This window comes from Pseudoalteromonas sp. T1lg24, from assembly GCF_002964745.1.
GTDB classification, from domain to species: Bacteria; Pseudomonadota; Gammaproteobacteria; order Enterobacterales; family Alteromonadaceae; genus Pseudoalteromonas; species Pseudoalteromonas spongiae.
Window position 1 is genome coordinate 522,395 of sequence record NZ_PQCB01000006.1, and the last position, 25,955, is coordinate 548,349.

The 25,955-nt window shown below is 41.3% G+C and carries 22 protein-coding genes and 1 pseudogene; 9 read left to right on the top strand and 14 right to left on the bottom strand.

Annotated features, from left to right (window positions below):
- Window positions 1-36: 36 nt before the first annotated feature.
- The 6 genes and pseudogenes from C2M30_RS05485 to tkt all read right to left on the bottom strand — a co-directional run bounded on the left by C2M30_RS05485 (window position 37) and on the right by tkt (window position 6,533).
- A complete protein-coding gene (locus C2M30_RS05485) occupies window positions 37-1,212 on the bottom strand; it encodes a phosphoglycerate kinase (protein ID WP_105170941.1) in 1,176 nt (391 codons plus the stop codon).
- A gap of 62 nt (window positions 1,213-1,274) precedes the next feature.
- Window positions 1,275-2,287: pseudogene (gene epd / locus C2M30_RS05490) on the bottom strand (erythrose-4-phosphate dehydrogenase).
- Between the two features lie 339 nt (window positions 2,288-2,626).
- Window positions 2,627-3,415, bottom strand: coding sequence for a type I methionyl aminopeptidase (map, locus tag C2M30_RS05495; protein WP_105170942.1), 789 nt, complete (start codon window positions 3,413-3,415; stop codon window positions 2,627-2,629).
- On the bottom strand, window positions 3,408-3,611 hold the full coding sequence (locus C2M30_RS05500; protein ID WP_010561003.1) for a ParD-like family protein: 204 nt from the start codon (window positions 3,609-3,611) through the stop codon (window positions 3,408-3,410). Before C2M30_RS05500 ends, map begins: the two co-directional genes overlap by 8 nt.
- A 114-nt stretch (window positions 3,612-3,725) precedes the next feature.
- Window positions 3,726-4,358 carry a hypothetical protein gene (locus tag C2M30_RS05505; RefSeq protein ID WP_010561004.1) on the bottom strand — a complete coding sequence of 211 codons (633 nt, stop codon included), beginning with the start codon at window positions 4,356-4,358 and terminating at the stop codon, window positions 3,726-3,728.
- A gap of 183 nt (window positions 4,359-4,541) precedes the next feature.
- Window positions 4,542-6,533, bottom strand: a complete 1,992-nt coding sequence (gene tkt, locus C2M30_RS05510) for a transketolase (protein ID WP_105170943.1) — start codon at window positions 6,531-6,533, stop codon at window positions 4,542-4,544.
- A 342-nt stretch (window positions 6,534-6,875) separates the two neighbouring features.
- Here tkt and metK point away from each other — a divergent pair, with 342 nt between their 5' ends.
- The 3 genes from metK to C2M30_RS05525 are packed head-to-tail and all read left to right on the top strand — an operon-like array spanning window position 6,876 to window position 9,870.
- Complete coding sequence (gene metK / locus C2M30_RS05515) at window positions 6,876-8,063, top strand: methionine adenosyltransferase (protein ID WP_038639862.1); 1,188 nt, start codon at window positions 6,876-6,878, stop codon at window positions 8,061-8,063.
- Between the two features lie 41 nt (window positions 8,064-8,104).
- On the top strand, window positions 8,105-9,115 hold the full coding sequence (locus tag C2M30_RS05520) for a hypothetical protein (RefSeq protein ID WP_105170944.1): 1,011 nt from the start codon (window positions 8,105-8,107) through the stop codon (window positions 9,113-9,115).
- Window positions 9,116-9,162: 47 nt separating this feature from the next.
- Window positions 9,163-9,870, top strand: a complete 708-nt coding sequence (locus tag C2M30_RS05525) for a hypothetical protein (protein WP_105170945.1) — start codon at window positions 9,163-9,165, stop codon at window positions 9,868-9,870.
- A 317-nt stretch (window positions 9,871-10,187) separates the two neighbouring features.
- Here the strand turns inward: C2M30_RS05525 and C2M30_RS05530 are convergent, their stop codons facing one another.
- Both C2M30_RS05530 and C2M30_RS05535 read right to left on the bottom strand, forming a co-directional pair.
- Window positions 10,188-10,790, bottom strand: a complete 603-nt coding sequence (locus tag C2M30_RS05530) for an START domain-containing protein (protein ID WP_158683328.1) — start codon at window positions 10,788-10,790, stop codon at window positions 10,188-10,190.
- 1 nt (window position 10,791) lies between these two features.
- The gene (locus tag C2M30_RS05535) at window positions 10,792-12,312 is read right to left on the bottom strand and encodes a CYTH and CHAD domain-containing protein (RefSeq protein ID WP_105170947.1); all 1,521 of its coding nucleotides are present in this window, start codon (window positions 12,310-12,312) and stop codon (window positions 10,792-10,794) included.
- Window positions 12,313-12,683: 371 nt separating this feature from the next.
- On the opposite strand from C2M30_RS05535, the gene C2M30_RS05540 reads away from it, so the two are divergent.
- A complete protein-coding gene (locus C2M30_RS05540) occupies window positions 12,684-13,328 on the top strand; it encodes a TIGR04211 family SH3 domain-containing protein (protein ID WP_100912672.1) in 645 nt (214 codons plus the stop codon).
- Window positions 13,329-13,498: 170 nt separating this feature from the next.
- Here the strand turns inward: C2M30_RS05540 and C2M30_RS05545 are convergent, their stop codons facing one another.
- The gene (locus C2M30_RS05545) at window positions 13,499-13,987 is read right to left on the bottom strand and encodes a winged helix-turn-helix transcriptional regulator (RefSeq protein ID WP_105170948.1); all 489 of its coding nucleotides are present in this window, start codon (window positions 13,985-13,987) and stop codon (window positions 13,499-13,501) included.
- A gap of 143 nt (window positions 13,988-14,130) precedes the next feature.
- Here C2M30_RS05545 and putA point away from each other — a divergent pair, with 143 nt between their 5' ends.
- The 3 genes from putA (at window position 14,131) to C2M30_RS05560 (ending at window position 20,448) form a co-directional block, all read left to right on the top strand.
- Entirely contained in the window at window positions 14,131-17,931 is a 3,801-nt protein-coding gene (putA, locus tag C2M30_RS05550; RefSeq protein WP_105170949.1) for a bifunctional proline dehydrogenase/L-glutamate gamma-semialdehyde dehydrogenase PutA, read from the top strand.
- Window positions 17,932-18,073: 142 nt separating this feature from the next.
- The gene (locus C2M30_RS05555; RefSeq protein ID WP_105170950.1) at window positions 18,074-19,273 is read left to right on the top strand and encodes an HD-GYP domain-containing protein; all 1,200 of its coding nucleotides are present in this window, start codon (window positions 18,074-18,076) and stop codon (window positions 19,271-19,273) included.
- A 5-nt stretch (window positions 19,274-19,278) separates the two neighbouring features.
- Window positions 19,279-20,448 carry an HD-GYP domain-containing protein gene (locus C2M30_RS05560; RefSeq protein ID WP_105170951.1) on the top strand — a complete coding sequence of 390 codons (1,170 nt, stop codon included), beginning with the start codon at window positions 19,279-19,281 and terminating at the stop codon, window positions 20,446-20,448.
- Between the two features lie 8 nt (window positions 20,449-20,456).
- Here the strand turns inward: C2M30_RS05560 and C2M30_RS05565 are convergent, their stop codons facing one another.
- Together C2M30_RS05565 and C2M30_RS05570 are read right to left on the bottom strand one after the other, a co-directional pair.
- On the bottom strand, window positions 20,457-21,287 hold the full coding sequence (locus C2M30_RS05565) for a general secretion pathway protein GspB (RefSeq protein WP_105170952.1): 831 nt from the start codon (window positions 21,285-21,287) through the stop codon (window positions 20,457-20,459).
- Between the two features lie 11 nt (window positions 21,288-21,298).
- On the bottom strand, window positions 21,299-22,213 hold the full coding sequence (locus tag C2M30_RS05570; protein ID WP_105170953.1) for an ExeA family protein: 915 nt from the start codon (window positions 22,211-22,213) through the stop codon (window positions 21,299-21,301).
- Window positions 22,214-22,327: 114 nt separating this feature from the next.
- Between C2M30_RS05570 and C2M30_RS05575 the strand changes: the two genes are divergently transcribed.
- Entirely contained in the window at window positions 22,328-23,431 is a 1,104-nt protein-coding gene (locus tag C2M30_RS05575; protein ID WP_158683329.1) for a tRNA nucleotidyltransferase, read from the top strand.
- Window positions 23,432-23,540: 109 nt separating this feature from the next.
- On the opposite strand, the gene C2M30_RS05580 is transcribed toward C2M30_RS05575, so the two are convergent.
- The 3 genes from C2M30_RS05580 to folB are packed head-to-tail and all read right to left on the bottom strand — an operon-like array spanning window position 23,541 to window position 25,200.
- Window positions 23,541-24,356: an undecaprenyl-diphosphate phosphatase gene (locus C2M30_RS05580; protein ID WP_105170955.1), complete on the bottom strand. Its 816-nt coding sequence runs from the start codon at window positions 24,354-24,356 to the stop codon at window positions 23,541-23,543.
- A 5-nt stretch (window positions 24,357-24,361) separates the two neighbouring features.
- Window positions 24,362-24,841 carry a 2-amino-4-hydroxy-6-hydroxymethyldihydropteridine diphosphokinase gene (folK, locus tag C2M30_RS05585; RefSeq protein WP_105170956.1) on the bottom strand — a complete coding sequence of 160 codons (480 nt, stop codon included), beginning with the start codon at window positions 24,839-24,841 and terminating at the stop codon, window positions 24,362-24,364.
- Entirely contained in the window at window positions 24,841-25,200 is a 360-nt protein-coding gene (gene folB / locus C2M30_RS05590) for a dihydroneopterin aldolase (protein ID WP_105170957.1), read from the bottom strand. The genes folK and folB overlap by 1 nt, the downstream gene beginning before the upstream one ends.
- A gap of 134 nt (window positions 25,201-25,334) precedes the next feature.
- Here folB and plsY point away from each other — a divergent pair, with 134 nt between their 5' ends.
- Window positions 25,335-25,925, top strand: coding sequence for a glycerol-3-phosphate 1-O-acyltransferase PlsY (plsY, locus tag C2M30_RS05595; RefSeq protein WP_100912660.1), 591 nt, complete (start codon window positions 25,335-25,337; stop codon window positions 25,923-25,925).
- The last annotated feature ends 30 nt before the right edge of the window (window positions 25,926-25,955 follow it).

The following is a 25,955-nucleotide window of genomic DNA, read 5'->3' on the forward strand; positions in this document are numbered from 1 at the left end:
ATTTAATTCAATTAACCTAAGTATAGCGTGCACAAATTATTTCGCGCGCGCTTCTAACATTGCTACAGCTGGTAACTGCTTGCCTTCTAAGAATTCTAAGAAAGCGCCACCACCTGTTGAAATGTATGAAATTTTGTCTGCTACTTCATATTTATCAATTGCTGCAAGGGTGTCACCGCCACCAGCAATTGAGAATGCATTTGACTCTGCAATCGCATGTGCAAGTGCTTTGGTACCTTCACCAAATTGGTCAAATTCAAATACACCTACCGGGCCGTTCCATACAACCGTACCGGCATTTTTGATAATCTCAGCAAGTGCCTTCGCTGAATCTGGGCCGATATCAAAAATCATGTCGTCTGAATCAACATCTGCAACTGACTTTAATGTTGCTACAGCTGTTTCTGAGAACTCTTTACCCACTACTACATCAGTTGGTACTGGAATATCGCCACCCGCTGCTTTTGCTGCGTTAGTTAACTTGTTTGCTTCATCAATTAAATCAGCTTCATAAAGTGATTTACCAACGTTATTACCCGCAGCTGCGATAAAGGTATTTGCAATACCACCACCACATACTAACTGATCAACAACACTTGAAAGCGACTCAAGTACAGTCAGTTTAGTTGAAACTTTTGAACCACCAACAATCGCTACAAGTGGGCGCGCTGGGTTATCAAGTGCTTTACCAAGTGCATCTAGCTCTGCCGCAAGTAATGGACCTGCACAGGCAACATCTGCGAATAAACCAACACCGTGAGTAGACGCTTGTGCGCGGTGCGCAGTGCCAAATGCATCCATTACATACACATCACACAGTGCAGCTAATTTTTTAGCTAAAGCTTCGTCGTCTTTTTTCTCGCCTTTGTTGAAACGTACGTTTTCAAATACAACTACTTCGTTGTCTGCAACCTCAACACCATTAAGGTAGTCTTTTTCTAGGCGAACAGTTTGCTCTAATACGTCATTTAAATAGTTAACAACCGGTAGCATTGAGAATGCTTCATCGTATTCGCCTTCTGTAGGGCGACCTAAATGCGACATAACCATTACTTTTGCGCCTTTTTCTAAGGCTAATTTAATGGTTGGTAACGACGCACGAATACGCGCATCACTGGTTACTTTACCGTCTTTTACTGGAACGTTTAGGTCTTCACGAATAAGCACGCGCTTACCTTGTAAATCTAAATCAGCCATTTTAATGACAGACATTTGAGCTCTCCTTTAACATAAAAAAACCGCAAATTTGTTGGCAAACTCACGGTTATCTAAATCTAACTTTTTAGTGCCATCGCCTCTGCGGTATCTAGCATACGGTTGGCAAAACCCCATTCGTTATCGCACCAAGCTAAGATTTTTACTAAGCGCTTGTGGCTTACACGAGTTTGCGTACCGTCGATAATCGATGAATGACTATCGTGATTAAAATCAACCGATACCAGTGGTTCTTCGGTATAACTGATAATACCGGCTAAGTGTTGATGCTCTGCATCTGAAAGTACTTTATTTACCGATTCGATTGTTACATCGGTATTAAGCGTGACGCTTAAGTCCATTGCAGTAACATTGATGGTAGGTACGCGCACGGCAATGGCTTCAAAGCGGCTTTTAAACTTAGGCAGAATGCGCTCGATACCACGTGCTAATTTAGTATCAACCGGAATAATAGATTGGCTTGCAGCACGGGTACGACGAAGATCACTGTGATAAGCATCGATAACCTGCTGATCATGCATTGACGCGTGAATCGGGTAATTGCACCTGACTCAATACCAAATGCATCATCAAGTACTTTAATCACTGGCACAATACAGTTAGTAGTGCATGAACCGTTAGAGACGATAGTGTGCTCAGCTTTTAATTCATTGTCATTAATACCAAAAACAATGGTGGCATCCATATCGGCATCGGCAGGTTGCGAGAACAACACCTTTTTAGCGCCCGCATTTAAATGCAATTCAGCATGTTCACGAGAGTGATAGACACCTGTACATTCAAGCACCACGTCGACATCTAATAAACCCCAAGGCAATTCGCTTGGATTTTCTTCGGCGAATAACTGAATTAAATCACCATTTACGGTGATGGCATCTTGCTGTAATTGCACAGGAAATTTAAAACGACCATGAGAAGTGTCGTATTTTAATAAATGCGCGATGCCTTTAGCGTCTGCTAATTCATTGATCGCGACAATTTGAATGTCGTGAGTACGACCAGCTTCATATAAAGCTCTTACGATATTTCGTCCGATTCGACCAAAACCATTAATTGCAATTTTGATTGCCATTAAGTTGTTTTTCCTAACAGTGCCGAGCACTTTCACAGTTGGTGAGAGGGTTGATGGCGGGTATTCTAAAGCAAAGAATTTGAATACGATAGTGAAAAAATTTTATTCTTTGATTAGTAAAGATAATGACACCGGTTACTTACTAGGTAAATCAAGGGATCCAGTAATTTCGCAAGTTTCATGAAGATTTTTAGAAAAGTGTGATTTTAATTTGTCTGTTAAAAATGACACCGGTTTCCCTAAATTTATTACGACAATTAATCGCTCAACACGCGCTATAAAAAACACAAAAAAAACTAATTTACGCTTTTAAAATGATCCTAAAAATAAGCTGTAGATTTAGTCTTTCAAGACTAACTCTTTTTCTTCTTGGCGTAATGTTAATACTTCAAAACCGTCTTTGGTGACTAAAATAGTGTGCTCCCATTGTGCTGATAGCTTTTTATCGCGGGTAACTACTGTCCAACCATCTCGTTTGGTTTTAGTTTTCGCGGTACCTTGGTTTATCATTGGCTCAATAGTAAATGTCATACCTTCTTGGAGCGTTACACCAGTATCCTTTTTGCCAAAATGCAATACTTCAGGCGCTTCATGCATTTGCCTACCAATACCATGGCCGCAAAACTCTCGCACTACAGAGTATCCGTGTTGCTCAGCATGATGTTGAATAACCGCGCCAATATCACCTAATTTAGCACCTGGTTTCACTTGTTTAATAGCCAGCCAAAGTGCTTCATAAGTCGTTTCAACTAAACGTTTCGCAAGCGGCGATACTTCACCGATACAATACATTTTACTGCTATCTGCGATAAAACCATTTTTCTCTAAAGTAATATCGATGTTGATAATATCGCCATTTTTTAGTTTTTGCGTGCTACTTGGCACACCGTGACAAACCACTTCATTAATTGACGGGTTAAGCACAAATGCAAAACCGTACTGACCTTTACTCGCAGGGCGCGCATTTAACGTATTGGTAATATAGTCTTCAACAAAATTATTAATTTCTAGCGTTGACTGGTCGACTGCGATAAACGTATCGAGTGCAGAAAATACGTCTGCCAGTAATTGGCCGGAAGTACGCATAAAATCAATTTCCGTTTGATTCTTAATAATGATTTCACTCATTGCATTCACCTTGCTGATCACATTGACGCAGTAACTCTTGCTCCATTATTTCAGCAAAGGTTAAATTAGGATTACGCTCTGCAAGGCGCCCTACTTTTATCCAAAATTCGGCTTGAGAGTTGATTGAACGCACCATCACGGTGCTAGCATGACGAATTTCATCATGTAATTGGTCAGAAATTTTAACGATACCCATAGCGACACACTGTTTGATTATATGTTTTATATATATTACGTATACATAATATATAAAATCAATAAAAAAATGGCGCCAAAGGCGCCATTGTGGGCTGGGTAACAAATAAAAAGTTTATCTTGGCAGATTTTTGCTTAACTTTTTGTTTTTATTCATTACATCACTGTAATAACCGTGAAGCGCTTCACTTAATTGGCCTTCTTGGCGTTTAATTCGTTCAGCTTGGGTAATGTTTTGCTGCTTTAACGTTACGTTTTCAGCACGTAATTGATTGATTACATCACCTTGCTGCTGCGCCTTAGTTTTAAGTTCATCAACGCTATGAATTGATTCTTTTAACAGGGCATTTAGCTCTTCATTACGCTCATTAAGTTCACGGCAGTGATGTTTCATTACCGATTTACTCATATTCGCTTCTTCAACTTGTTGCTGGAGATCTTGAAGCTTAGCGGTCACTTCTACGCTTGGTTTTTTCTTTGCGTCTGTTAACTGTTCCATCAGTGTTTCAAGCATAGCGTTTGAGTTTTCCCACTCACGCTCAATTAACTGCACATGCTTAATAATCATGGCATGATCATTTTGCAATTGCTCAAACTGCTGCTGTTTTTCTAAAAGCAGTTTCTTCTGTTCAATTAATTGTTCAGTAAGCGCTTTTTCATGTGCGCGCTGTGCAAAGGAGGTAATATTAGCTTGTACGGGATCTGAACCGCAAACAAGTTCAGGAGCATTTCGTTCAGAGGTAACCATTTCCCTTTCCTCGTTATTATACCTATCAAAAGTTGGTTAAATTTTAGCAAGACAAAGGCAGGGGGGAATTTGATCTAAATCAGTTTTTTTAATTAAGAATCGTTATCAAAGGTAAAACTATTGCGCTAGATCAAAAAAGCGATGCATTTGCATCGCTTTTGATTATTATAGCTTTTTTTGCAATTATGCGAGTTGATTCGCTTTTGCTACGATATTCTCTACCGTAAAGCCAAAGTGTTCAAATAGTTCATTTGCAGGCGCAGATTCACCAAATGTTGTCATACCTACAACCGCGCCATTTAAACCAACGTATTTGTACCAGTAATCTTCAATGCCCGCTTCTACCGCGATACGTTTAGTTACTGCACTTGGTAGTACTGATTCTTTATAAGCCGCATCTTGTGCGTCAAATAAATCAGTTGACGGCATAGAAACAACACGTACTTTTTTACCTTGAGCGCGAAGTTCAGCTGCTGCTTGCATAGAAAGCTCAACTTCAGAACCTGTTGCAATAAGAATAATCTCAGGCTCACCATCACAGCTTAATACGTAACCACCTTTACGTACATTCGCTAATTGCTCAGCTGTACGCGCTTGTTGTTGTAAGCCCTGACGAGTAAATACAAGTGATGTTGGGCCATCTTTACGCTCAATAGCATCTTGCCATGCAATTGCAGACTCAACTTGGTCACATGGGCGCCAGTTAACTAAGTTAGGCGTTAAACGCATGCTTGCTAGCTGTTCAACTGGTTGGTGCGTAGGACCATCTTCGCCTAAACCGATTGAATCGTGCGTATACACAAAGATTGAAGGCTGCTTCATAAGCGCCGCCATACGAACTGCGTTACGCGCGTATTCCATAAACATTAAGAACGTCGCACCGTAAGGAATAAAGCCTTTATGCAGCGCAATACCATTCATAATTGCCGACATACCAAATTCACGTACACCGTAGAAGATGTAGTTACCTGATGCGTCATTTGCTGTTAAGCCTTTTGAACCTTCCCAAAGTGTCAGGTTTGAACCTGCAAGGTCAGCAGACCCCCCCATAAACTCAGGTAACATAGGGCCAAACGCATTAAGAGTATTTTGTGATGCTTTACGTGTCGCTGGGTTTTCAGGGTTTGCCTGCAGGCTTTCAATATAGGCTTGTGACTTCTCAGCCCAATCTGCTGGTAATTCACCTTTTTGACGACGTTCAAACTCTGCCGCTAGTTCAGGGAAAGCTGCTTTATACGCATCAAATTTTTCAGCCCAAGACGCTTCTTTTGCGGTACCCGCCTCAACTGCATTCCAATCAGCATAAATATCAGCTGGAATATCGAATGCACCGTGCTCCCAGTTTAAAAATTCACGTGCAGCTGCAATTTCAGCATCACCTAATGGTGCACCGTGACAATCGTGGCTACCTGATTTATTCGGTGAACCATAACCAATCACTGTTTTACAACAAATTAATGTTGGCTTGCCCGTTTCAGCACGTGCTTCATCGATTGCTGCGCGAATAGCTTCGCTATCGTGGCCATCTACGTTACGTACAACATGCCAACCGTAAGATTCAAAACGTGCTGCTGTATCGTCAGTGAACCAACCTTCTACTTCACCGTCGATTGAAATACCGTTGTCATCCCAAAACGCAACTAGCTTACCTAGGCCTAATGTACCTGCTAGCGAACACGCTTCGTGTGAAATACCTTCCATAAGGCAACCATCGCCTAGGAAACAGTAAGTAAAGTGATCAACAATATCGTGACCTTCACGGTTAAACTGGTGCGCAAGTGCTTTTTCAGCAACTGCCATACCAACCGCGTTAGTGATACCTTGACCTAATGGGCCTGTCGTTGTTTCAACACCCGGTGCATAACCGTATTCAGGGTGACCCGGTGTTTTAGAGTGCATTTGACGGAAGTTTTTAATTTCCTCAATTGGAAGATCATAGCCAGATAAATGCAGTAAAGAATAAATTAGCATTGAGCCGTGACCGTTTGACAGAATAAATCGGTCGCGATCAGCCCAATCAGGGTTTGCTGGATTATGGTTTAAATAGTCGCGCCATAGCACTTCAGCAATGTCTGCCATACCCATAGGGGCACCTGGGTGGCCAGACTTGGCCTGTTGCACAGCGTCCATAGATAGAACGCGAATAGCATTTGCTAGTTCTTTACGTGACGGCATGGATTTTCCTACCTCATTATTTGTTTGCTGTCATAATTTGGGTACATTGCCTATTGGTATTGTGTATGCAAAAATCCAATACCAATAGGTCAATGTACCCACGCAGCTCTATTCTTACCTATAAGCACACGCGGAGCAATGGAAAACCGACTATAATCTAGCTTCTTTATGCACAAAACAGCCTAGTAACGGTGAAGAAATTTCACTTTTAATTTTTTTTAGACGTCTAGGCGTAAAGTTATTGTTTGCAGCGTCGTTATTCGGTAGAATACGCGACCATTTAATTGAACCTGCGCAAATCCTTGTGGCAACGCGCATTTTTTGTGAGTGAGTAGAAATACCATGGCAAGAACTTTATTTACTTCTGAGTCAGTATCTGAGGGTCATCCGGATAAAATCGCTGACCAAATTTCTGATGCGGTTTTAGACGCAATTATCACACAAGATAAGCATGCGCGTGTTGCCTGTGAAACAATGGTTAAAACAGGTGTTGCAATTATCTCTGGTGAAATTTCAACAGATGCGTGGGTAGACCTTGAGTCAATCACACGTAAAGTAATCACAGATATCGGTTACACATCATCTGACGTAGGTTTTGACGGTGACACATGTGGCATCATGAACCTTATTGGTCAACAATCACCTGAAATCGCACAAGGTGTTGACCGTACTAAGCCTGAAGAGCAAGGCGCTGGTGACCAAGGTTTAATGTTCGGTTACGCAACTAACGAAACACCAACGTTAATGCCAGCACCACTTTATTACTCGCACCTACTTGTAGAACGTCAAGCACAAGCACGTAAATCAGGTATTCTTCCTTGGTTACGTCCTGATGCAAAATCTCAGGTAACCTTCGTATATGAAGACGGTAAGCCTGTTGCAATTGATGCAGTTGTACTATCTACTCAGCACAACCCAGACATCGAGCAAGACGCACTAGTAGATGCTGTAATGGAAAACATTATTAAGCACACGCTACCTGCTGAGCTTTTAACTGAAGATACTAAATACTTCATTAACCCAACTGGCCGTTTCGTAATCGGTGGTCCTGTTGGTGACTGTGGTCTTACAGGTCGTAAAATCATTGTAGATACTTACGGTGGTATGGCACGTCACGGTGGTGGTGCGTTCTCTGGTAAAGATCCATCAAAAGTTGACCGCTCTGCGGCATACGCGGGTCGCTATGTTGCTAAGAACATTGTTGCAGCTGGCCTTGCTGATAAGTGTGAAATCCAAGTTTCTTACGCTATTGGTGTTGCTGAGCCAACGTCAATCACAGTTGATACATTCGGCACAGGCAAAATCTCTGAAGAGAAGTTAGTAGAGCTAGTACGTGAGCACTTCGACTTACGTCCTTACGGTATTACTAAGATGCTTGACCTACTTCACCCAATGTATCAAATGACTGCAGCATACGGTCACTTCGGTCGTGAACCGTTCGAAATGACGGTAGGCGAAGATACATTCACAGCATTTAGCTGGGAAAAAACAGACAAAGCAGACGCACTTCGCGCCGCTGCTGGTTTATAATAACCGTCTGATTGAGAAAAAGCGCCATTGGCGCTTTTTTTATGCCTGTAATTCAGTTACTTGGTAAGATAATCGCTCTAGCAAGAAAAAATAAAAATGGTGAAGTCATGTACCTTTCAATTAAGCATTACCCTGAAATAGCAAACAATACTAACCAACAAAGAATCGTACGCCTTGCTAAACCTTACCTTACAACTCCGGCAATCGTTTATGTTACGCATGTTTTAGTGTTGGTTTCCCTTGTGGTAATAAACCTGCCAAGTGTGCAACAACTATCGCCTTTGCTTTTAAAGGCCGGTTTATTTATTACTTATTTGATAGCAATGCATTTTGCGGGCATAAATACATGGCAGCGTAAGCAGTTTTTAACACACCTTGATGAAATCCAAACAAAATCAGAACAATCCGATATCGCCCTCGCCCAGTCATCTTTATTTAATTATTGGAAAGACGTTCAAGTAACTAAAACCTTTATCGTTACCGCCCCTACTTTCGCACGCATGAAAACCTTCGAATTTGGTTATTTGAGCCTCAGCGAAAATGGAGAAAAAGCGATGATCCGCGTATTAGAAGACGAAAACTTGGCATCAAGCCAACTTAAAATTGCCATTTTTAACGACCAAGTCATCCCTGCGGTCATCGAGGAAAATACACACGTTATCCTCACACTTGCAGAACATTCGATAAATGGCACAATTAGTAAAATTAACCATGTAGCAAAACGAAAAGTCACTACAAATCAATTAGCGATTAATTTTACCGAAAAACTATTGGTGGTCGAGTTTGAACACACGCCAAATGAGCTATCATTGGTATCCCATGTGACCAACCCACAAACCGAACTTACCTATACATTGAAACTGATAGCCATCGACTCACAAGATTATGTTGTTTTTAAAGTGCTGGAAGACCACCCGTCGCGTCCGCTAATGAGTGCAGATGTTATTATCTTTAATAGCGATAAAAAACAAACAGCCAATGTACTTGGTTTTTCAGAGCTCGCAACACATCACGTCGGACATTACCCGCTAGCCGGTGGTATGATTAGCTAAGCACCTCAGCAACGAAAAACGCTATTAGATAAAACATAGGATTTAATATGAACAAAGGACATGTAATTGCATTTGTGCTCGGCGCTCTTAGCGTCGCACTTATTTCGACATTAATGCCTTCAGATAGTCAATTAATTAGTAAAGAACAACCATCTAATAGCTCTGACCACAGATTATCTGAGCCGCTAGAATCAAGCTTTAATAACATCAAAGAACCCTTAACGGAAACCCTATCCACACAGCACAAATCAATACAACACTCACTGACAGCGCTGACTAAATCTGAGCTGGTTGCTGAAGTTGAAAGGTTAGAAAATGAATTAACACATGCTACACAAAAACATGAACAGCTGATTAAAGAGGTGAGCGAACATGCAGAAACCATGTTGCGCGACAAGGTCGCGGAGCTCGAGCAACAAATGCAGCAGCAACTTGAATTACTGCTCAGTGATGGCGTAGACACCCTTAATTTAGCAACTAAATTTGAGCAACAAACCCGTGACGATCATTGGGCCGAAACGACAGAAGCGGTGTTTCAAGATTTTTTTACCACACATGATTTTATTGAATTTGTGCAACTAAAAACGATTGATTGCCGAGAAAGTATTTGCCAAATTAACTATCAGTATGCCGATGATTTCGAATCAATACACCTGTTCCAACATAAATTATCAGAGTTTGTTACCAAACATAAATTCGCTACTAGCCAATCACAAGAGGCTAATGGTTCAGTCAATATGCATATCGCGAAATAACCTAGGGTCTGTTGACCTTTCAAGTTCGTTTTTGCAGCAGTTTGATTGGGGTTTATACAAGGCAGAGGATGCGTGGCATAGTTATTCTATGTGAGTCAGCCGATAACACAGTAGAAAACCCAATCAAGCGTTGCCGAACGGTTCTATTGAACGTACTTTTCTCATTGTTGCCTATATGGATGTAGGTAAGGGGCGTGAGCAGGACGCGGAAGCTTTGCTCGATATTCGCTTAGATTGCTAGGCCACACATCGAGCGCCGCGATAAAAGCACGCTCAAAGAGAACAAAAATAGAACAGTAAAGGTGGGCAGACCCTAGTCAAATGGCACTACAAGGGTAAAGCTTCAAGCGCGCTTTCATCTTTTTAAAGGTGCTAAATACGTTAGATTTTGCGACAGAATTACCTAACCAATGTGGAATTTTTCCTGCAGGATCTGCAATCGCTTGATACTCAACAGAAATCGTATCTGCGTCTCGCTGAGTAATTACCCAACTGGCAGCTACATGCTTAATGCGAATGAAGCCATCACGCTTTGCATATTCGTTGTTAGCCGCTTGAATGCCAATTTGCATTTGTGTATTTGACGTTCTAAAAATACGTGAGTAAGTCACCATATCACGATTTTTAATCGGCCATGGCGCATTAAATTGAGTGTAAACGATATGCTCGTTTTGTGATGGTGATTTTAGCACTTCGACACTGTCCACATTGCTTAACCACTTATCAGCATTGTCTGTATCAAGTAAAAGTGCTTCAAACGCTGCTAAGCATCCGCTAGTCTCTGTGTAGGCTTTTAACTTTAAAAGTCCATCAGGCAGTTTTTGCTGATAAACTTCAATTCCTTGTTTAATTTTTACTTGCTGCCACTGTAATGCACTCAGCGGAGTACAAAAAAGTAGCAGCAACAGCATAGTGCGCATATTATTGCCAGTAAGGCTCCAATTTTTGACTTGCCAAACGGCTATGTTCCATTGCTGCGAGCAAACCATCATTTTTTTGTTTTAACCAACCCAAAATACTGGTGAATTGTTCGGGTTCTTGTTGCGTTTCACATAACTGTTTTAAATAGTCGTATGTCGCCAATTCATCCATACCATGAATAATATCAAGCCAAGGGCCTCTAAATTCATCACGTAGCGGTCCTTCAAAAAGCTGCCCTAAACAACAACCGCTGAGTAAATTACGATGTAATTTTTGACGTTTTGCAATATAGCTTTCAGCGCTCACCACATCATGTGGCAATAAATGCTGCATTTCTTGCCAATCGTTTTCAAAAAGACGTGCCGCAATATCTTTTACAGGCGTACCAGCAGCAACAATTTGTTCTTGCCCCCAGTCATCACGCCAACGCTTTTCAATTAAAAAGCGCGTTAAATCTAGAATAAGTTGGTTGTAGCGCGGGCTATGGAAAATTGCCTTTAACGCCTTGCGCGACGGTTGCTCAGCTTTTAAGTTATCAATCACTTGTTCAAGCTCTGGCGCAGCCGAAATGCGTTTATAAAACGCATGTTTCTTTGACGTAAACGTTCGTAATTGAATCGCAGTTTCAACCCAAGAAAAGGTTTCTAATAGCCATTTAAGCTCTTTACGCAACGATTTAGTAACTTGTTTGTCGGCAACTTGTTCAAACAACCAAAAGCTATGACGAATAAGGCTAACCCCATCAACAATGCGTTTTAGTGTCTTTAATTTTGGCGAATCGATATAGCATTGCTCGTGTTTTTGCACAAACTCAATGCCATATTGAAGGCACTTCTCAAGCGCTTCTTCTTGTGTCGCGTTTTCATCTAACTGTACATAGCCTAAGAATGTATCAGCCATTAACGGCGCATCGTCCGCTAAACGGTAGCCACGTGCGGCTTTACTGTATAGACCTAAACGTACTTCACTACAGTTAATTAACTTATTTGCTAATTCAAATAACTCTTTGCGATCACCACTTACCAATTCCATTTCCACTTCACAAATCGGCACACTCTGGCCTGAAGCAGAAATATCACCTTTATCCAACACCAATTCAATTTCAGTACCTGAGTCGGTTTCTAATAACCAAGTACGACGAATAAAGTTAGTGTTAAAAATAGAGAAAAGGTTTTCACTAATAGTGCCTGGCTCCATGCCAGCAGGCCAAATTGAGGTATCAAATAACTCAATGTTTGGGCGCGAATTATTAATTGGCACATTGTATTCTGGACGTTGATGAAAGCCACCAACCACCTTGCCTGCCAACTTAATTGTTTGCTCACATTCGCCGTCAACACAACGCGTGCGTAAGCCGATATCTAGCGCTCTTAATTCTCTGCTTGGAGTATCAAAGTATGCGTTTTGTAAGTTGCGAGAAGCTTTATTACTGACTTTTTTTGAAAACTGGGTAATCAGTGCTGGCAGTTGAGAAATAACTTGTTCTGAAACTAAAAATTTCAGCTCAATTTCAGTATCCATTAGCTGGAGGGTTGACCTATTTTATTAGCAAAGCCTAAGTAAAACCAAATATCGGGCTAAATGCAACCTTTTGTGCATCGACTTACAAACAACGACTAAATTATGAAGTATTGTGTGAATGCGCTGCGCGACTTGCTATTGCGCGGTGAAATCCATACTATGAAGCCTCAAATACCAATTCACTTAAATAGCTAGTCATTTTAGCGGGCTAAATATCATGCTAACTGCGTTGGAATTTATCGATGTAAAAATAACTACATCAGACAAATCCCGCCTTGATAGTATCTCATTTATCCAGCGCTATAATTAGTTACATGTTTAAACGACTTGGTAAATTTATCGGACAACAACAATAAAACAGGATCCTCTCAATGTTTAAACCGATTGCTGCATTTCTTTTATTAGCGAGTTTAAGCACAGCTATCCACGCAGAAACGCAAACTAACGGCGAATCAGCGACTGAAGTACTGGAAGTACAAACAACTGAAAGCGCATCTTCTTCAACTGCTTATATTACCGACAACCTATTTGTTTATATGCACTCAGGTCCAGGCAAAAATTATCGCATTCTTGGTTCTGTGCAAGCAGGTACCGAATTACAGTTGCTCGATGAAAATAAAGAAACGGGCTATAGCCAAGTAAAAGATAGCCGCGGTCGTACAGGTTGGATTGATAAACGTAATATCAGTAAGCGCCCAGGTTTAGCACAACAAAACCTTAAGCTAAAAAATCAATTAGCTGATTTACAAGCAGAGCTAAATTCAAGCCAACGTGATATGCCGGTACTGCGTCAAACTGCCAATGATTTAGAAGTTAAAAACCGTGAACTTAATGCTGAAATTGAAAAGCTAAATGCCCAAATTTCAAGCTCACGTAATCAAAAGCAACAAGCCAGTGAAAAACAGCAAAAGCAGCTATTGATTTATGGCGGTGGTATTGCATTTATCGGTATTTTACTGGGGATTATCATCACAATCGTGTTATCGCGACGCAAACGTTACGACGGTTGGGCATAATATCTACGCAATACAAAAAAAGCGCTTAACTAGCGCTTTTTTTGTATCTGGTATCCCGTACTCAATAAGCGTGTGAATAAATGTTATACCTATTGCATAAATTTGTGAGTCATTTTCTACGAGAACAAAACCACTCAGCAATAAAACAGGTAATTTTTATAATTCCAGGATTACTCTTCAACCTGCACGGTTAACCCTACATCTTGCTTAACATGCTCAATTACCATGTAAGTACGGTTGGTGCCAACCCCTGGCGTATCTACAATTTTACCGAGGACTTCACGGTATTCAATCATATCGCCTACGCGTATTTTTAGTAGGTAATCGTAGCCACCCGCAACCATATCACACGACACCACTTGGCCAATGCGCATAATATGCTGTTTGAAAATATCAAATGCGGCTTCGGTTGATTCTTTTAATGTTACCTCAACGTGGGCAACCACATTTTGTTTCAGCTTAGTAGCATTTAAACGTGCACCATAACCTTCAATATAGCCATCGTCTTCAAGCTTTTTAACCCTTTCAAGGCACGGGCTTGGGCTTAAATTAACTTGTTTCGCTAAATTTACGTTAGAAATTCGGCCATTTCTTTGTAAAACATCTAAAATTGCTAAATCGATTCGATCGAGCACTCGTGTTTTGATAGAGGTGGTCATACAGAATATTATTTGGCATCTTTTGAACAATTCCCTGTAAATTACCGGATATAGCCAAAATACGCCAGCACATTCTGCTGAAAAGAAATTACACTACGCCCCTATTTTATAAATTTAACCTATTTTATTTTGAGGGTTTCTTTATGCTTTACAATGGTGATTTAACTACCAAATGTCCGATCCGCCAGCAGATCCGTGACTTTTACCGTATTGATGAAGACCAAGTTATTGACCATATTCTGCCACTTGCAGAAGTTGGTGTTAGCGCACGTAGCCGTGCATGGGAACGTGCACGCCAAATGGTATTAAATATTCGTAACGATCAAGAAGGTCAAGGTGGTGTTGACGCACTACTTAACGAATACTCACTGTCTTCTGAAGAAGGCGTGGTATTAATGTGCCTTGCTGAAGCATTGCTACGCGTACCAGATAAAGAAACTCAAGATAGTCTTATTCGCGATAAGCTAGCAAGCGGCGACTGGAGCTCTCACTTAGGTAACAGCGATTCTCTGTTTGTAAATGCATCAAGCTGGGGTCTGTTATTAACAGGTAAAATGGTTAACTATGCAGACAAAAACAAAGAAGACCAGTTTGGCTTATTAAAGCGCACTATGGGTCGTATTGGTGAACCTGCTATTCGTAAATCAGTACAATATGCCATGAAGATCATGGGCAAGCAGTTTGTTATGGGTACTACCATTGAAGAAGCTGTAGAGCGTGCGAAAGATAAAGAAGCAAAAGGCTACGCATACTCTTACGATATGCTAGGTGAAGGCGCCCGCACTATGGCGGATGCTGAACGTTATTTTAATAGCTATATGATGGCAATTCACGCTATCGGTAAAGCAGCCAATGGTCGCGGCCCTATAAAAAGCCCTGGTATTTCTGTAAAACTTTCAGCTATTCACCCTCGTTATGAGTTCACACACCGTGAGCGCGTAATGGAAGAACTTGTGCCTAAGCTGAAAGAACTTGCGCTTACAGCAAAACAGTATGACATTAACTTTACGGTTGATGCCGAAGAAGCTGACCGTTTAGATATCTCTTTAGATATTATTGAAGCGGTATTTTCTGACGATGCTCTTGGCAATTGGGCTGGTTTTGGTTTAGCGGTTCAGGCTTACCAAAAGCGTGCTATTTTTGTAATCGACTGGTTAGAAGCACTTTGTCGCCGTGTAAATCGTAAAATGATGGTTCGCCTTGTAAAAGGTGCTTACTGGGATACTGAAGTAAAGCTAACACAAGCAGATGGTCTTGAAGATTACCCAGTATTCACACGTAAAGCGACAACTGACGTGTCTTACAAAGCGTGTGCAATTAAGCTAATGAAAGCACGAGATGTGATTTTCCCGCAGTTTGCAACACACAATGCATACTCAGCAGCCACTATTTTAGAACTTGCTGATGGCAACTATTCAAACTTTGAATTCCAGCGCTTGCACGGTATGGGTGAATCATTATTCGACCAAGTTGTAACGCAAGATCGTGTTCAATGTCGTGTATACGCACCAGTAGGTCAACACGAAGACTTACTTGCATACTTAGTACGTCGTCTACTTGAAAACGGCGCTAACTCATCATTTGTAAATGCCATTGTTGATGAATCTCAGCCAGTAGAATCACTGCTTGAAGATCCCGTTGAAAAAATTCAACGTGTTCGCAATAAGCGCAACCCACAAATCGTTTTACCAAAAGACTTATTTGGTGAAGAGCGTCAAAACTCTAAAGGTTTAGATTTAACCAACATTAACCATATTACGCCATTCAAAGCGAATATTGACAAATGGGTTGCTGAAAACCTAATGACTCATGCCGATGTGCCTGAAGGTCACGAGGCGGTAATTAACCCAGCAAACCACGCTGAGGTGCTTGGTTCTATTCGTCACCAAGACGAAGCTGAAATGAAAGCCCTTGTTGATACAGCTGAATCAGCTTTCCAATCTTGGTCTCAAACGCCAGTTGCTGAGCGCGCTGAAATCTTACGTCGCACTGGTGACATTTTAGAGCGTCATCGCGATGAACTGATTGCATTGTGTATTAAAGAAGCTGGTAAAGTAGCGCAAGATGGTGTTGATGAAGTACGTGAAGCAGTTGATTTTTGTCGTTACTACGCAGCGCGCGCTGAAGAGCTTGCAGCTGATAGCCGCTTTTCACCACGTGGTGTAATTTTATGTATCAGCCCTTGGAACTTCCCACTTGCGATTTTCTTAGGCCAAGTAGCAGCGGCAATCGCAACAGGTAACTCAGTCATTGCAAAACCAGCAGAGCAAACATCACTTGTTGCACTTCGTGCAATTGAGTTAATGCGTGACGTTGGCTTACCTAAAGACGTAGTACAGCCTGTTATTGCTCGCGGTAGCAAAGTAGGTCAGGTAATTATTCCTGACGAGCGCGTACAAGCAGTTATGTTTACAGGTTCAACTGAAACAGGTACACGCATTGCGCAAACCCTAGCAGAACGCGGTGGCGACCAAGTACCTCTGATTGCCGAAACGGGTGGTCAAAACTGTATGATCGTTGATTCTACCGCACTACCAGAGCAAGTCGTTGACGATGTTATTTCTTCTGGCTTCCAATCAGCAGGTCAGCGCTGTTCTGCACTGCGCGTATTATTCGTACAAGACGAAATCGCAGACAAAGTAATCAAGATGATTAAAGGCGCGATGAAAGAGCTACACGTTGGCGACCCAGCTTATCTATCAACAGATGTTGGCCCGGTTATCGACCAAAAAGCACTTGATGCGCTAAATGAACACGTTGAATACTTAAAAGATAAAGCGACACTGCATTTTGAATGCCCTATTCCGGCTGAAGATGAAAACGGTCACTTCTTCTTTGCACCACGTTTATACGAGATCAGTGATTTATCGGTATTAACGAAAGAAGTATTTGGTCCATGTGTACACGTAATTCGTTTCAAAGGTACTGAAATTGATAACGTAATCAACCAAGTAAACAGCACTGGTTTTGGCTTAACTATGGGTATTCACACCCGTATCGAAGAACGTGCTGAATACTTAGCTAAACAATCACGTGCAGGTAACATTTACGTAAACCGCAATATGATTGGTGCCGTTGTTGGTGTGCAACCATTTGGTGGTCGCGGCCTATCAGGTACTGGCCCTAAAGCAGGTGGCCCAACTTATCTAACACGTTTAGTAAAAGAAAATGCTGCACCTGAAAACGTTCAAGCTACCAACATCAACCTTGATGGCGAAGCAATTGTTGATGACAACCATGCCGTTGAACGCGTTAATCAAATGATGGTTAACTCAATTCGCGATGAAAAAACTTGGCGCGCAACCAGCTTAAACGACCGCATTTCAGTATGTCGTCAGATGCTAGCTAAAATCGCACAAGTTGAAATCATGGATAAGCTTGCAGATGATTTAACACAAACAATTGCCGATGCACGTAGTCAGCTTGACCGTATTGAAAAGCGTTTAGCCAAAGGTACTGTGCTGCCAGGCCCAACTGGTGAATCAAACACAATTTACCTAGAGCCGCGCGGCTGTGTTGTTTGCTACGCAGATAAAGATACTTCATTTAACTTCTGGGTATTGTCTATCGTAACGGCGATTGCAGCGGGTAATACTGTAATTACCGTGGTGTCTGACCTATTCCACGAAGAAGCGTTAGCTTTCCGTGCTAAGTTATTAGCATGCGGTGTTGCTGAGGGCGTTTTACAAGTGGCTAAACTGTCTGAGTTTAATGCAACACTTGCTCACCCGCACGTTGCAGGCGCTGTAATCGGCAGTGGTTGTGAACGTAAAGCACATGTAAACGAAAAACTGGCTGCACGCTCTGGTGCTATTTTACCAGTAATCAGTGCACAGTATTACGACACACTAATCAATCGCTTAGTTACTGAAAAAACCATCAGTATTGATACCACAGCATCAGGTGGTAACACATCACTCATGACGCTAACTGACGAAGATTAATCTAAAGCTCGGGAAACCGGCTTGTTAAGCAAAATAAAAGGGCTAAGTGTAAACTTCAGCCCTTTTCTTTTATCTTCCGCTTAATTTTCAGCATAATGTTTGCTAATTTTAAAGATAATCAAAATTCAAAGATGTACTGCCAATGTTAAAAACCATTTTAATATCTGATCTTAAACCCGGCATGTATGTGCAAGGGGTTGTAAAGCAACAAGGTAGTGTAAAAGTTAAGTCAGAAGGCTGGGTAAGGACACAAGCCGCCATCAATAAATTAGCAAAGTCAGGTATTTTAGAAGTATCTGTCGACCCTGATAAATTTATTGATTTAAACGCAGAAAAAAATAACGATTCCAGCGAGAACGCAATCGAAACGCCTAAGTTTGATCCAACCAAAGCAACCGCGAGTTTCTCAAGCGAAGCAAACAAAGCTAAAAAACTTTATACCGAAGCGAAACAACTGCAATCAAAAGCATTTGACGATATTCGCGCCGGTCGCAAAATTGATGTTGCGCCATTTAAGCAGGTTGCTAGCGGCTTTATTGATTCGGTTTTTCGCAACCAAGATGCCCTCGCCTGTATGACCCGTATTCGTGAGAAAGATGCTTATTTGCTAGAGCACTCAATTAATGTATCGGTATTAATGAGTATTTTTGCCAAGCACATGGGGTTTGAGCGTGAGATTATTCATGAACTCGCTACCGGTGCGTTGTTACATGACATCGGCAAAATCAAAGTTCCAGACGCGATTTTAAATAAACCAGGCAAACTCACCGATGCTGAATTTGACGAAATTAAACGTCACGCGCTATACAGCAAAGAGATTTTAGAAGAGTCGGAACTCAGTGATATCGCCATTCAAGTTGCCGGATTTCACCATGAGCGCTTAGATGGCAAAGGCTACCCATTTGGCCTTAAAGACGACGAAATAAACCAGTATGTACGTATGATCTCAATTGTCGATGTATATGACGCTTTAACCGCTAAGCGCGTTTACAAAGATGATATGAACCCAATTCAAGCATTCAAAATTTTACGAGCGGGTTGTCCAAGCGCGTTCGACAGCGACTTAGTTGCACGTTTTATTCAATGCATTGGCATTCACCCTGTAGGCACATTAGTAAAACTAAAAAGCCAGAAACTGGGCATTGTGTCACAAAGCAACTTTGAACAGCCGTTAAAACCAACTGTTAAAGTATTCTACAGTGCGAAACATCAACATTACACTGAAGTACAAGACCTCAATTTAGCCAGCAACCGCATTGACGACGAGCTTGAGTCATCTATCAAACCAGAAGACTTTGGCATTGATTTAATTAAATTCTTCCGCAATGCTTTTTTTGATTAAGATACATGAGCATCACACCAGACGGTAAAATAAAATTGCCCATTACTAAATTAGAAGTGGGCGATTTTGTTGAAGAAGTAACTAAACAATTAGGCGCTGTTAAAGTAGTGCAAACAGGCTTAGTAAGAAATTACTTTGCACTGCAAGCGCTGAAGAAAAAAGGCGTAATAGAAGTACTTGTCGACCCTAGTCGTTCAAAAAAAAGCCCCCAACAACAAACAACAACGTTTACTAAAAAAGTCAAAATTGAGAGTCAATTAGAAGCGGCACTTGATTGGCAAGACCGAGCGCATGCAATCATTGACGATACATTAGCGCGCGCAAAATCCCACACCCCAATTGATATTTCGGGGTTACAAAGTTTAGCGCAGCAAGTATTAACACTGACGCGACAACATAAAGAAGCCGTTGCATTAGTGGTACGCTGTAAAATGTCTAACACTTTGCTCAACAGTCACTTACTGCGGGTGGCGGTAAGCTTGGCACAATTTTGCATTCATCAAAACTATCAAGCGTTAGCAAGTGAGCACATGGTGCTTGCAGGACTGCTTTCACGCGTTGGCTACCAAATGCTGCCTGACAATTTACGCCTTCCTGACGACAAACTCGTACCAATGTTGAGAGTTAAAAAGCAGCAACATATTTCACAATTACAAAAACTAATGCGCGTCAGTGGTCAGCCCGATGAACATGTTTCACGCTTAATTTCAGAGCAAAATGAGCTACTCGATGGCAGCGGTTATCCGAACCAATTAGATTTTGATAAACTCAATTCAGCGCAGCGCATTTTTAGCATCGCCATTATGTACGACAGTTTAGTTTATGGCTTTGACCATACTAAAGCCATTGGCAGCGCTGCTGCATATCGTGAATTAATGGAACATTCACCGAACCACTACGACCCAGATTTACTGCAAACTTTTATTCAAGCTATTGGGGTTTATCCTGCGGGAACATTAGTTAAGCTATGCTCAGGTCGCATTGCGCTCGTTGTTGAAAATCAACAGCAACTAACAAAACCTCGGGTGAAAGTATTTTACAACGCCGAGTTTAATCACCACTTGGCAGTGCGCATAATTGATTTAGCGGAATCTGATGACAGCATTGAAGGCACGGCAAGTGCCCAGCGTTATGATTTAGATATAGCTGATTTAATTTCAGAAGACGGGATTTAATGGCCATTTTAAAACTGCCAATCTTCCATCGCAGCTAAACTAAACTCCACACCGTCGAACTGCATTAAGGTTTGTTCTGCGGCAATATCAATAATGTAAACGCCATTAATATTATCACCTACTTTGAGTTCTCGGTCGTTAATCTTAATCCAACTGCGACTAGGTTCTGAAGCAAATACATGCGCTTGATAACGCATTTCAGGAATACGCGCTCTAAATGCCTCAGGCAATAATTGAATAGGTGACACTTGTGCCGAAGCAGATGAACCTGAAATCACTTGCTGTTCTAATGGTTCATTTTGCGCCTGCTCAAATGCTTCGCTAAACGCATCAATTAAGGCGTTGGTTTGCTCTCTCTGTTCTTTTGCTTGTTGATAGCCAACCACTTTATATTCGGATAAATCGGCTTCACCTTGCGCATTTTCATCTGCTTTAGGTTGTGATTTTTCACTTGGTGTCGGTTCTACAACAGGTTGCGCATTTGCAGCCACCGGCTGAGTGTAAACTGGCACAGGAACCAGTTGGTATTGAATTTGTTGCTGGGTACCTGACGTTGCTGGCACTTGCGGCTGAATCGGCATTATAGCTTGGTTATTTGGCGTTGCCTTGTTTTGTACAACCTCCGCTTCAATCGCAGGTTTCGTTTGCTGAGTCTGCAATCCTTTACCAATAAAGAACCCCAATGTAAGGGTCAATAAAAAGCCTAAAAATAACGCCAAATTACGGTAAAAACGTAATTTTTTACTTAACAGGTATTCCTGTTGATAATCACCTTGCATTGGCGCAGCACCTCGGCTCGAAGTTTCATTTTGCTTTAACGCATCAAGAATATAAGACATACATACTTCTTTTAAAAAATAAACGACAAACCAATGCCCGTTAATACTGCGACTATAGCAAAGCAGGCATACATCCACACCTGATAATTTGCACCTGATGAGGCCGTTATTGACGCTTCAAGCGGCAATATTTCAGTTGCCGCTGTTGCTATCATAGTTTTATTAACCTGTTTACGACTATTGGCAAACGCCCCCATTAGCGCTCGTTCGCACAATAAATTGATAAGCCGCGGGATCCCCCCAGTTAATTGATGAATACGTTTAATTGCTGAGTTTTCAAATAACATGGTATCGCAGCCAGCGATATGCAAACGATGTTTGATATACGCAAATACTTCAGACTCATTAAGAGGCATTAAATGGTAGCGAGCGGTAATACGCTGAGCTAATTGCCGTAACTCGTTACGTTTTAACAATGCTTGCAGCTCTGGCTGACCAACTAGAATAATTTGCAGTAATTTGCGCTGATTAGTTTCTAAATTAGTAAGTAAGCGCAACTGTTCAAGCACTGCACCACTTAAATGCTGGGCTTCATCAATGACGAGCATCGTGCGTTTGTCTTGGCTATGGTTTTTTAACAGTCGATTTTTGATTTTATCGGTCAAATTTTTAAGCGTCGCCTCTGACTTTTTATAACGAATACGCAACTCATCACAAATGCTCGCAAGTAACTCCAACTCAGACAACGATGGGTTTAACACAAACGCCACTTGAGTTTCATCACCTATGCTTTCGAGCATGCAGCGTGTTACCGTTGTTTTACCAGTTCCGACCTCGCCCGTAAGCAGCACAAAACCGCCGGCATCACCTAAACCATAAGTTAAATGAGCCAACGCTTCTTTATGACGTTCACTTAAAAAGAGGTAGTCAGGATTCGGTGCGATGGAAAATGGCTGATCCGTTAAGCCAAAATAATCTAAATACACTTACTTCAATACGCTTAATAAAAACTCAGCCTATCATACCAATTCACCAACGAATTCCAAATTATGATAGGATTTCAATCATTATCGTTATTTATTATGTGTAAACCTAACACAATGAAAATATACCTAGTTGGCGGCGCAGTAAGAGACAAGCTATTAAATCGCCCAATTAAAGAGTCAGATTATGTGGTAGTTGGTAGTACGCCAGATGAATTATTAGCGCTTGGCTACCAGCAAGTTGGCAGTGACTTTCCTGTATTTTTACACCCAGAAACAAAAGACGAATACGCGCTAGCAAGAACCGAACGAAAATCAGGGCAAGGTTACACTGGTTTTATTTGCGACTTTACGCCAAATGTCACTCTGGAAGAAGACTTAATTCGCCGTGACCTAACCGTAAACGCTATGGCTGAAGATGAAAACGGCAATATTATTGACCCTTTTAATGGACAAGCCGATTTAGAGCAAAAGCGTCTTCGCCATGTAAGCGACGCATTTTGTGAAGATCCACTGCGCATTTTGCGTGTTGCACGCTTTGCTGCTCGCTATCATTATTTGGGCTTTACTATCGCGCCTGAAACAGTATTACTAATGCAAGAAATGGTTGCCCAGGGTGAAATTAACACACTAACTAAAGAGCGAATTTGGCTGGAAATTGAAAAATCCCTTGCCGATGGTGCTATCAATGTATTTACCGATGTGCTTGCAGAAATAAACGCGCTACCGATTATTTTACCGCCACTGGCAAACCATTGGTTACCTGAATACAGCCAAGAGATCGCAACTCTTTTAACGAGAGTAGCTGGCAAAAACCAACTCATTATCGCTTTTTGTTTATGGCTAAAAGAGATTCAGCCAACTGAGGTAAAAACACTTTCCGAGCATTTGCGTTTACCCAATGCCTATGTTGATGCACTGAGTCTATTTACCACCTTTGCGCCTATCTTTAAGCACAATCAAGCATCTGTAGAACAGGTACTGACACTCTTTAATCAAGCTGATGTTTGGCGACGCCCTGAGCGGTTAAACTTATTTATTGAAACCTTTGCATTGCTAGGAGAAGAACACTCAGCCTTAGCTCGAAAACTACAAAGTGCGGCAACAAAAGCCACCGCTATCGATGTACAAGCTATTATTAAAAAAGGCTTTAAAGGCGCTGAAATCAAACAACAGCTGGCGCGTGCAAGAGAACAAGCTATCGCTGGGATATTCGAATAAAGCTTATATTAAGCGGAACGTCTAATGAATAGGTCAAGCTATCTAAAAAATACAAAAAAGGCTAAGAATCATTCTTAGCCTTTTACATTTTTTATCTTAAAAGTTTAACTCAAGCACTGATATAACCAAACCCAATGAGTGCAAACAAAGCAAACCCTAAAATTAGTCGGTAAATAACAAATGGCAACATGCCCATTCGCTCAATAAACTTTAAGAATAGGAAAATACAGGTATACGCTGAAACGAACGACAGCACAGTACCTAGTATCAAAGCATGCCAATCAACCGCTGTGTTATCTAAAATCAGCTTGATGATCATCACTAGCCCTAAACCACCAATAACAGGAATAGACATTAAAAACGAAAAACGCGCTGCGCTTTTTTTATCAAGCCCTAGCAACAAACCGGCGGTAATCGTAATACCCGAGCGTGAAGTACCAGGAATTAACGCAACCGCCTGCGCAATACCAATCAGCAAGGCAGCTTTCCATTTAATATCGAAAATGTTCTTGTTCTCTTTTGCTTTAATATCGGCATACCAAAGCGCTAAACCAAAAACGATGGTCGTCGTTGCAATTACCGCAGCACCACGCGTGTTAGCTTCTATAAAATCTTTTGCAAGACCTGCAACTAAACCGGCAGGAATGGTTGCCAGAATTATATACCAGCCAAGTTTACTTTCTACTGTGAGGCCCTTTCCGGCACAAGACTTAAACCATGCAGAAAGTATTTGAACTACATCTTTACGGAAATAAATAAGTACTGCGAATAATGTTCCAACGTGTACCGCGATATCAAACGCCTGACCTTGATCTTGCCAGCCAAGTAATTGACTCGGTAGAATAAGGTGGCCTGAACTTGAAATAGGCAAAAACTCTGTAAATCCTTGAATCAGTGCCAGCACAACAATTTCAATCAGTCCCATTTATTTTAAATCTCCACTTTCCACAATTTTTGCTTATTTTTATTATAATTTTGCCACAGCTCACCAATACTCAGGTTGACCGTAGGGTGGATAAAGTCACTGGCTATTTCAGCAAGAGGCCAAAGTACAAACGCATTTTTGGTAATTTCATCACGCGGCAATTGCGCTGGCGTGTCACAGATCACCTCATCAAAAAATAACAAATCCAGATCAAGTGTGCGTGGGCTAAACTTTTTATCGGCAGGGGTGCGACCATGGTCGCGCTCAATTTGTTTAAGGCGAGCACATACTTCTTCAAGCGGTAAATTGGTTGTAGCAGCGGCCACAAGGTTATAAAAGTTATTCCCTTCAAAACCAACCGACTCACTTTCAAAAACACTTGAGTAAATAACATTATCAAAATGTTCAGGTAAAATAGCTAAAGCAGCTTTAATATAATGCTCTTTATTGATATTAGAGCCAATACTGATAAAAATCTGTGCCATTAGCTTTGCTTTTTACGTGTGATTTCAATACCCACAGTTTGCGCTTCAATTACAGCTTGGGGCTTCGAGATTCGCAATGTCACTTGCGATACAGCAAACTCATTTAAGATGATAGTAGTTAGTTGCTCGGCTAACGTCTCTAATAATTCAACTTGCGTCGATTCACAGTGAGCAATAATACGTGCTGACACTTTGGCATAATCAACCACATCATCAACATTGTCAGACTTCGCAGCTTGGGCAAAATTTGTCAGCATTTCAACATCAAAAAACAAAGGTTGTTTCGCTTGTTTTTCAAAATCAAACACGCCAATAATGGTATTAACCTGTAATTGACTAATAAAAACCTTATCTTGCACCCGTATTCACCCCGATTATACTGTGGTCGGATACCAATTAGAGAAAAAAATAGGTACTCTTATGGGTAAATCCGCTAAAAAGAATCAGCGGCAGATAATAGCCTATATTTGCTAAAGAAAAAATAAGGAACGCTGTGTTAGCAAGCTTAATGATTGTCTTTGCCTATCTGTTTGGCTCAATTTCTTCAGCAGTGCTCATTTGTAAGCTGTTTCGCTTACCTGATCCCAGAACAACGGGTTCTAATAACCCAGGCGCAACCAATGTTTATCGTATTGGCGGCAAACTGCCTGCAATCTTAGTACTGATATTTGATGTGCTGAAAGGCACAATCCCAGTATATGGTGCTTACTTTCTTAAGATAGAGCCTCTTTATTTAGGTTTTATTGCAATTGCTGCATGTCTTGGCCACATCTACCCAATTTTTTTTGGTTTTAAAGGCGGTAAAGCGGTGGCAACCGCGTTTGGTAGCTTGCTGCCCATAGGTTTTACTTTGGCTGGCTTATTAATTTTAACCTGGCTTGGTTTAATTTGGTTGACTGGCTACTCTTCTTTGGCCGCCATCATTACCGTAAGTTTAGCGCCTTTATTTACGTGGTTTATAAAACCGCTTTATGTTTTGCCTGTAACCATGCTGGCAGCGCTGATTGTATTTCGCCATCGTGCTAACGTTATACGCTTGCTTAAAGGCACTGAGCCAAAAGTAAAATCAAAAAAAGCCGAGTAATCTCGGCTTTTTATTTGAAAAACGTTAACT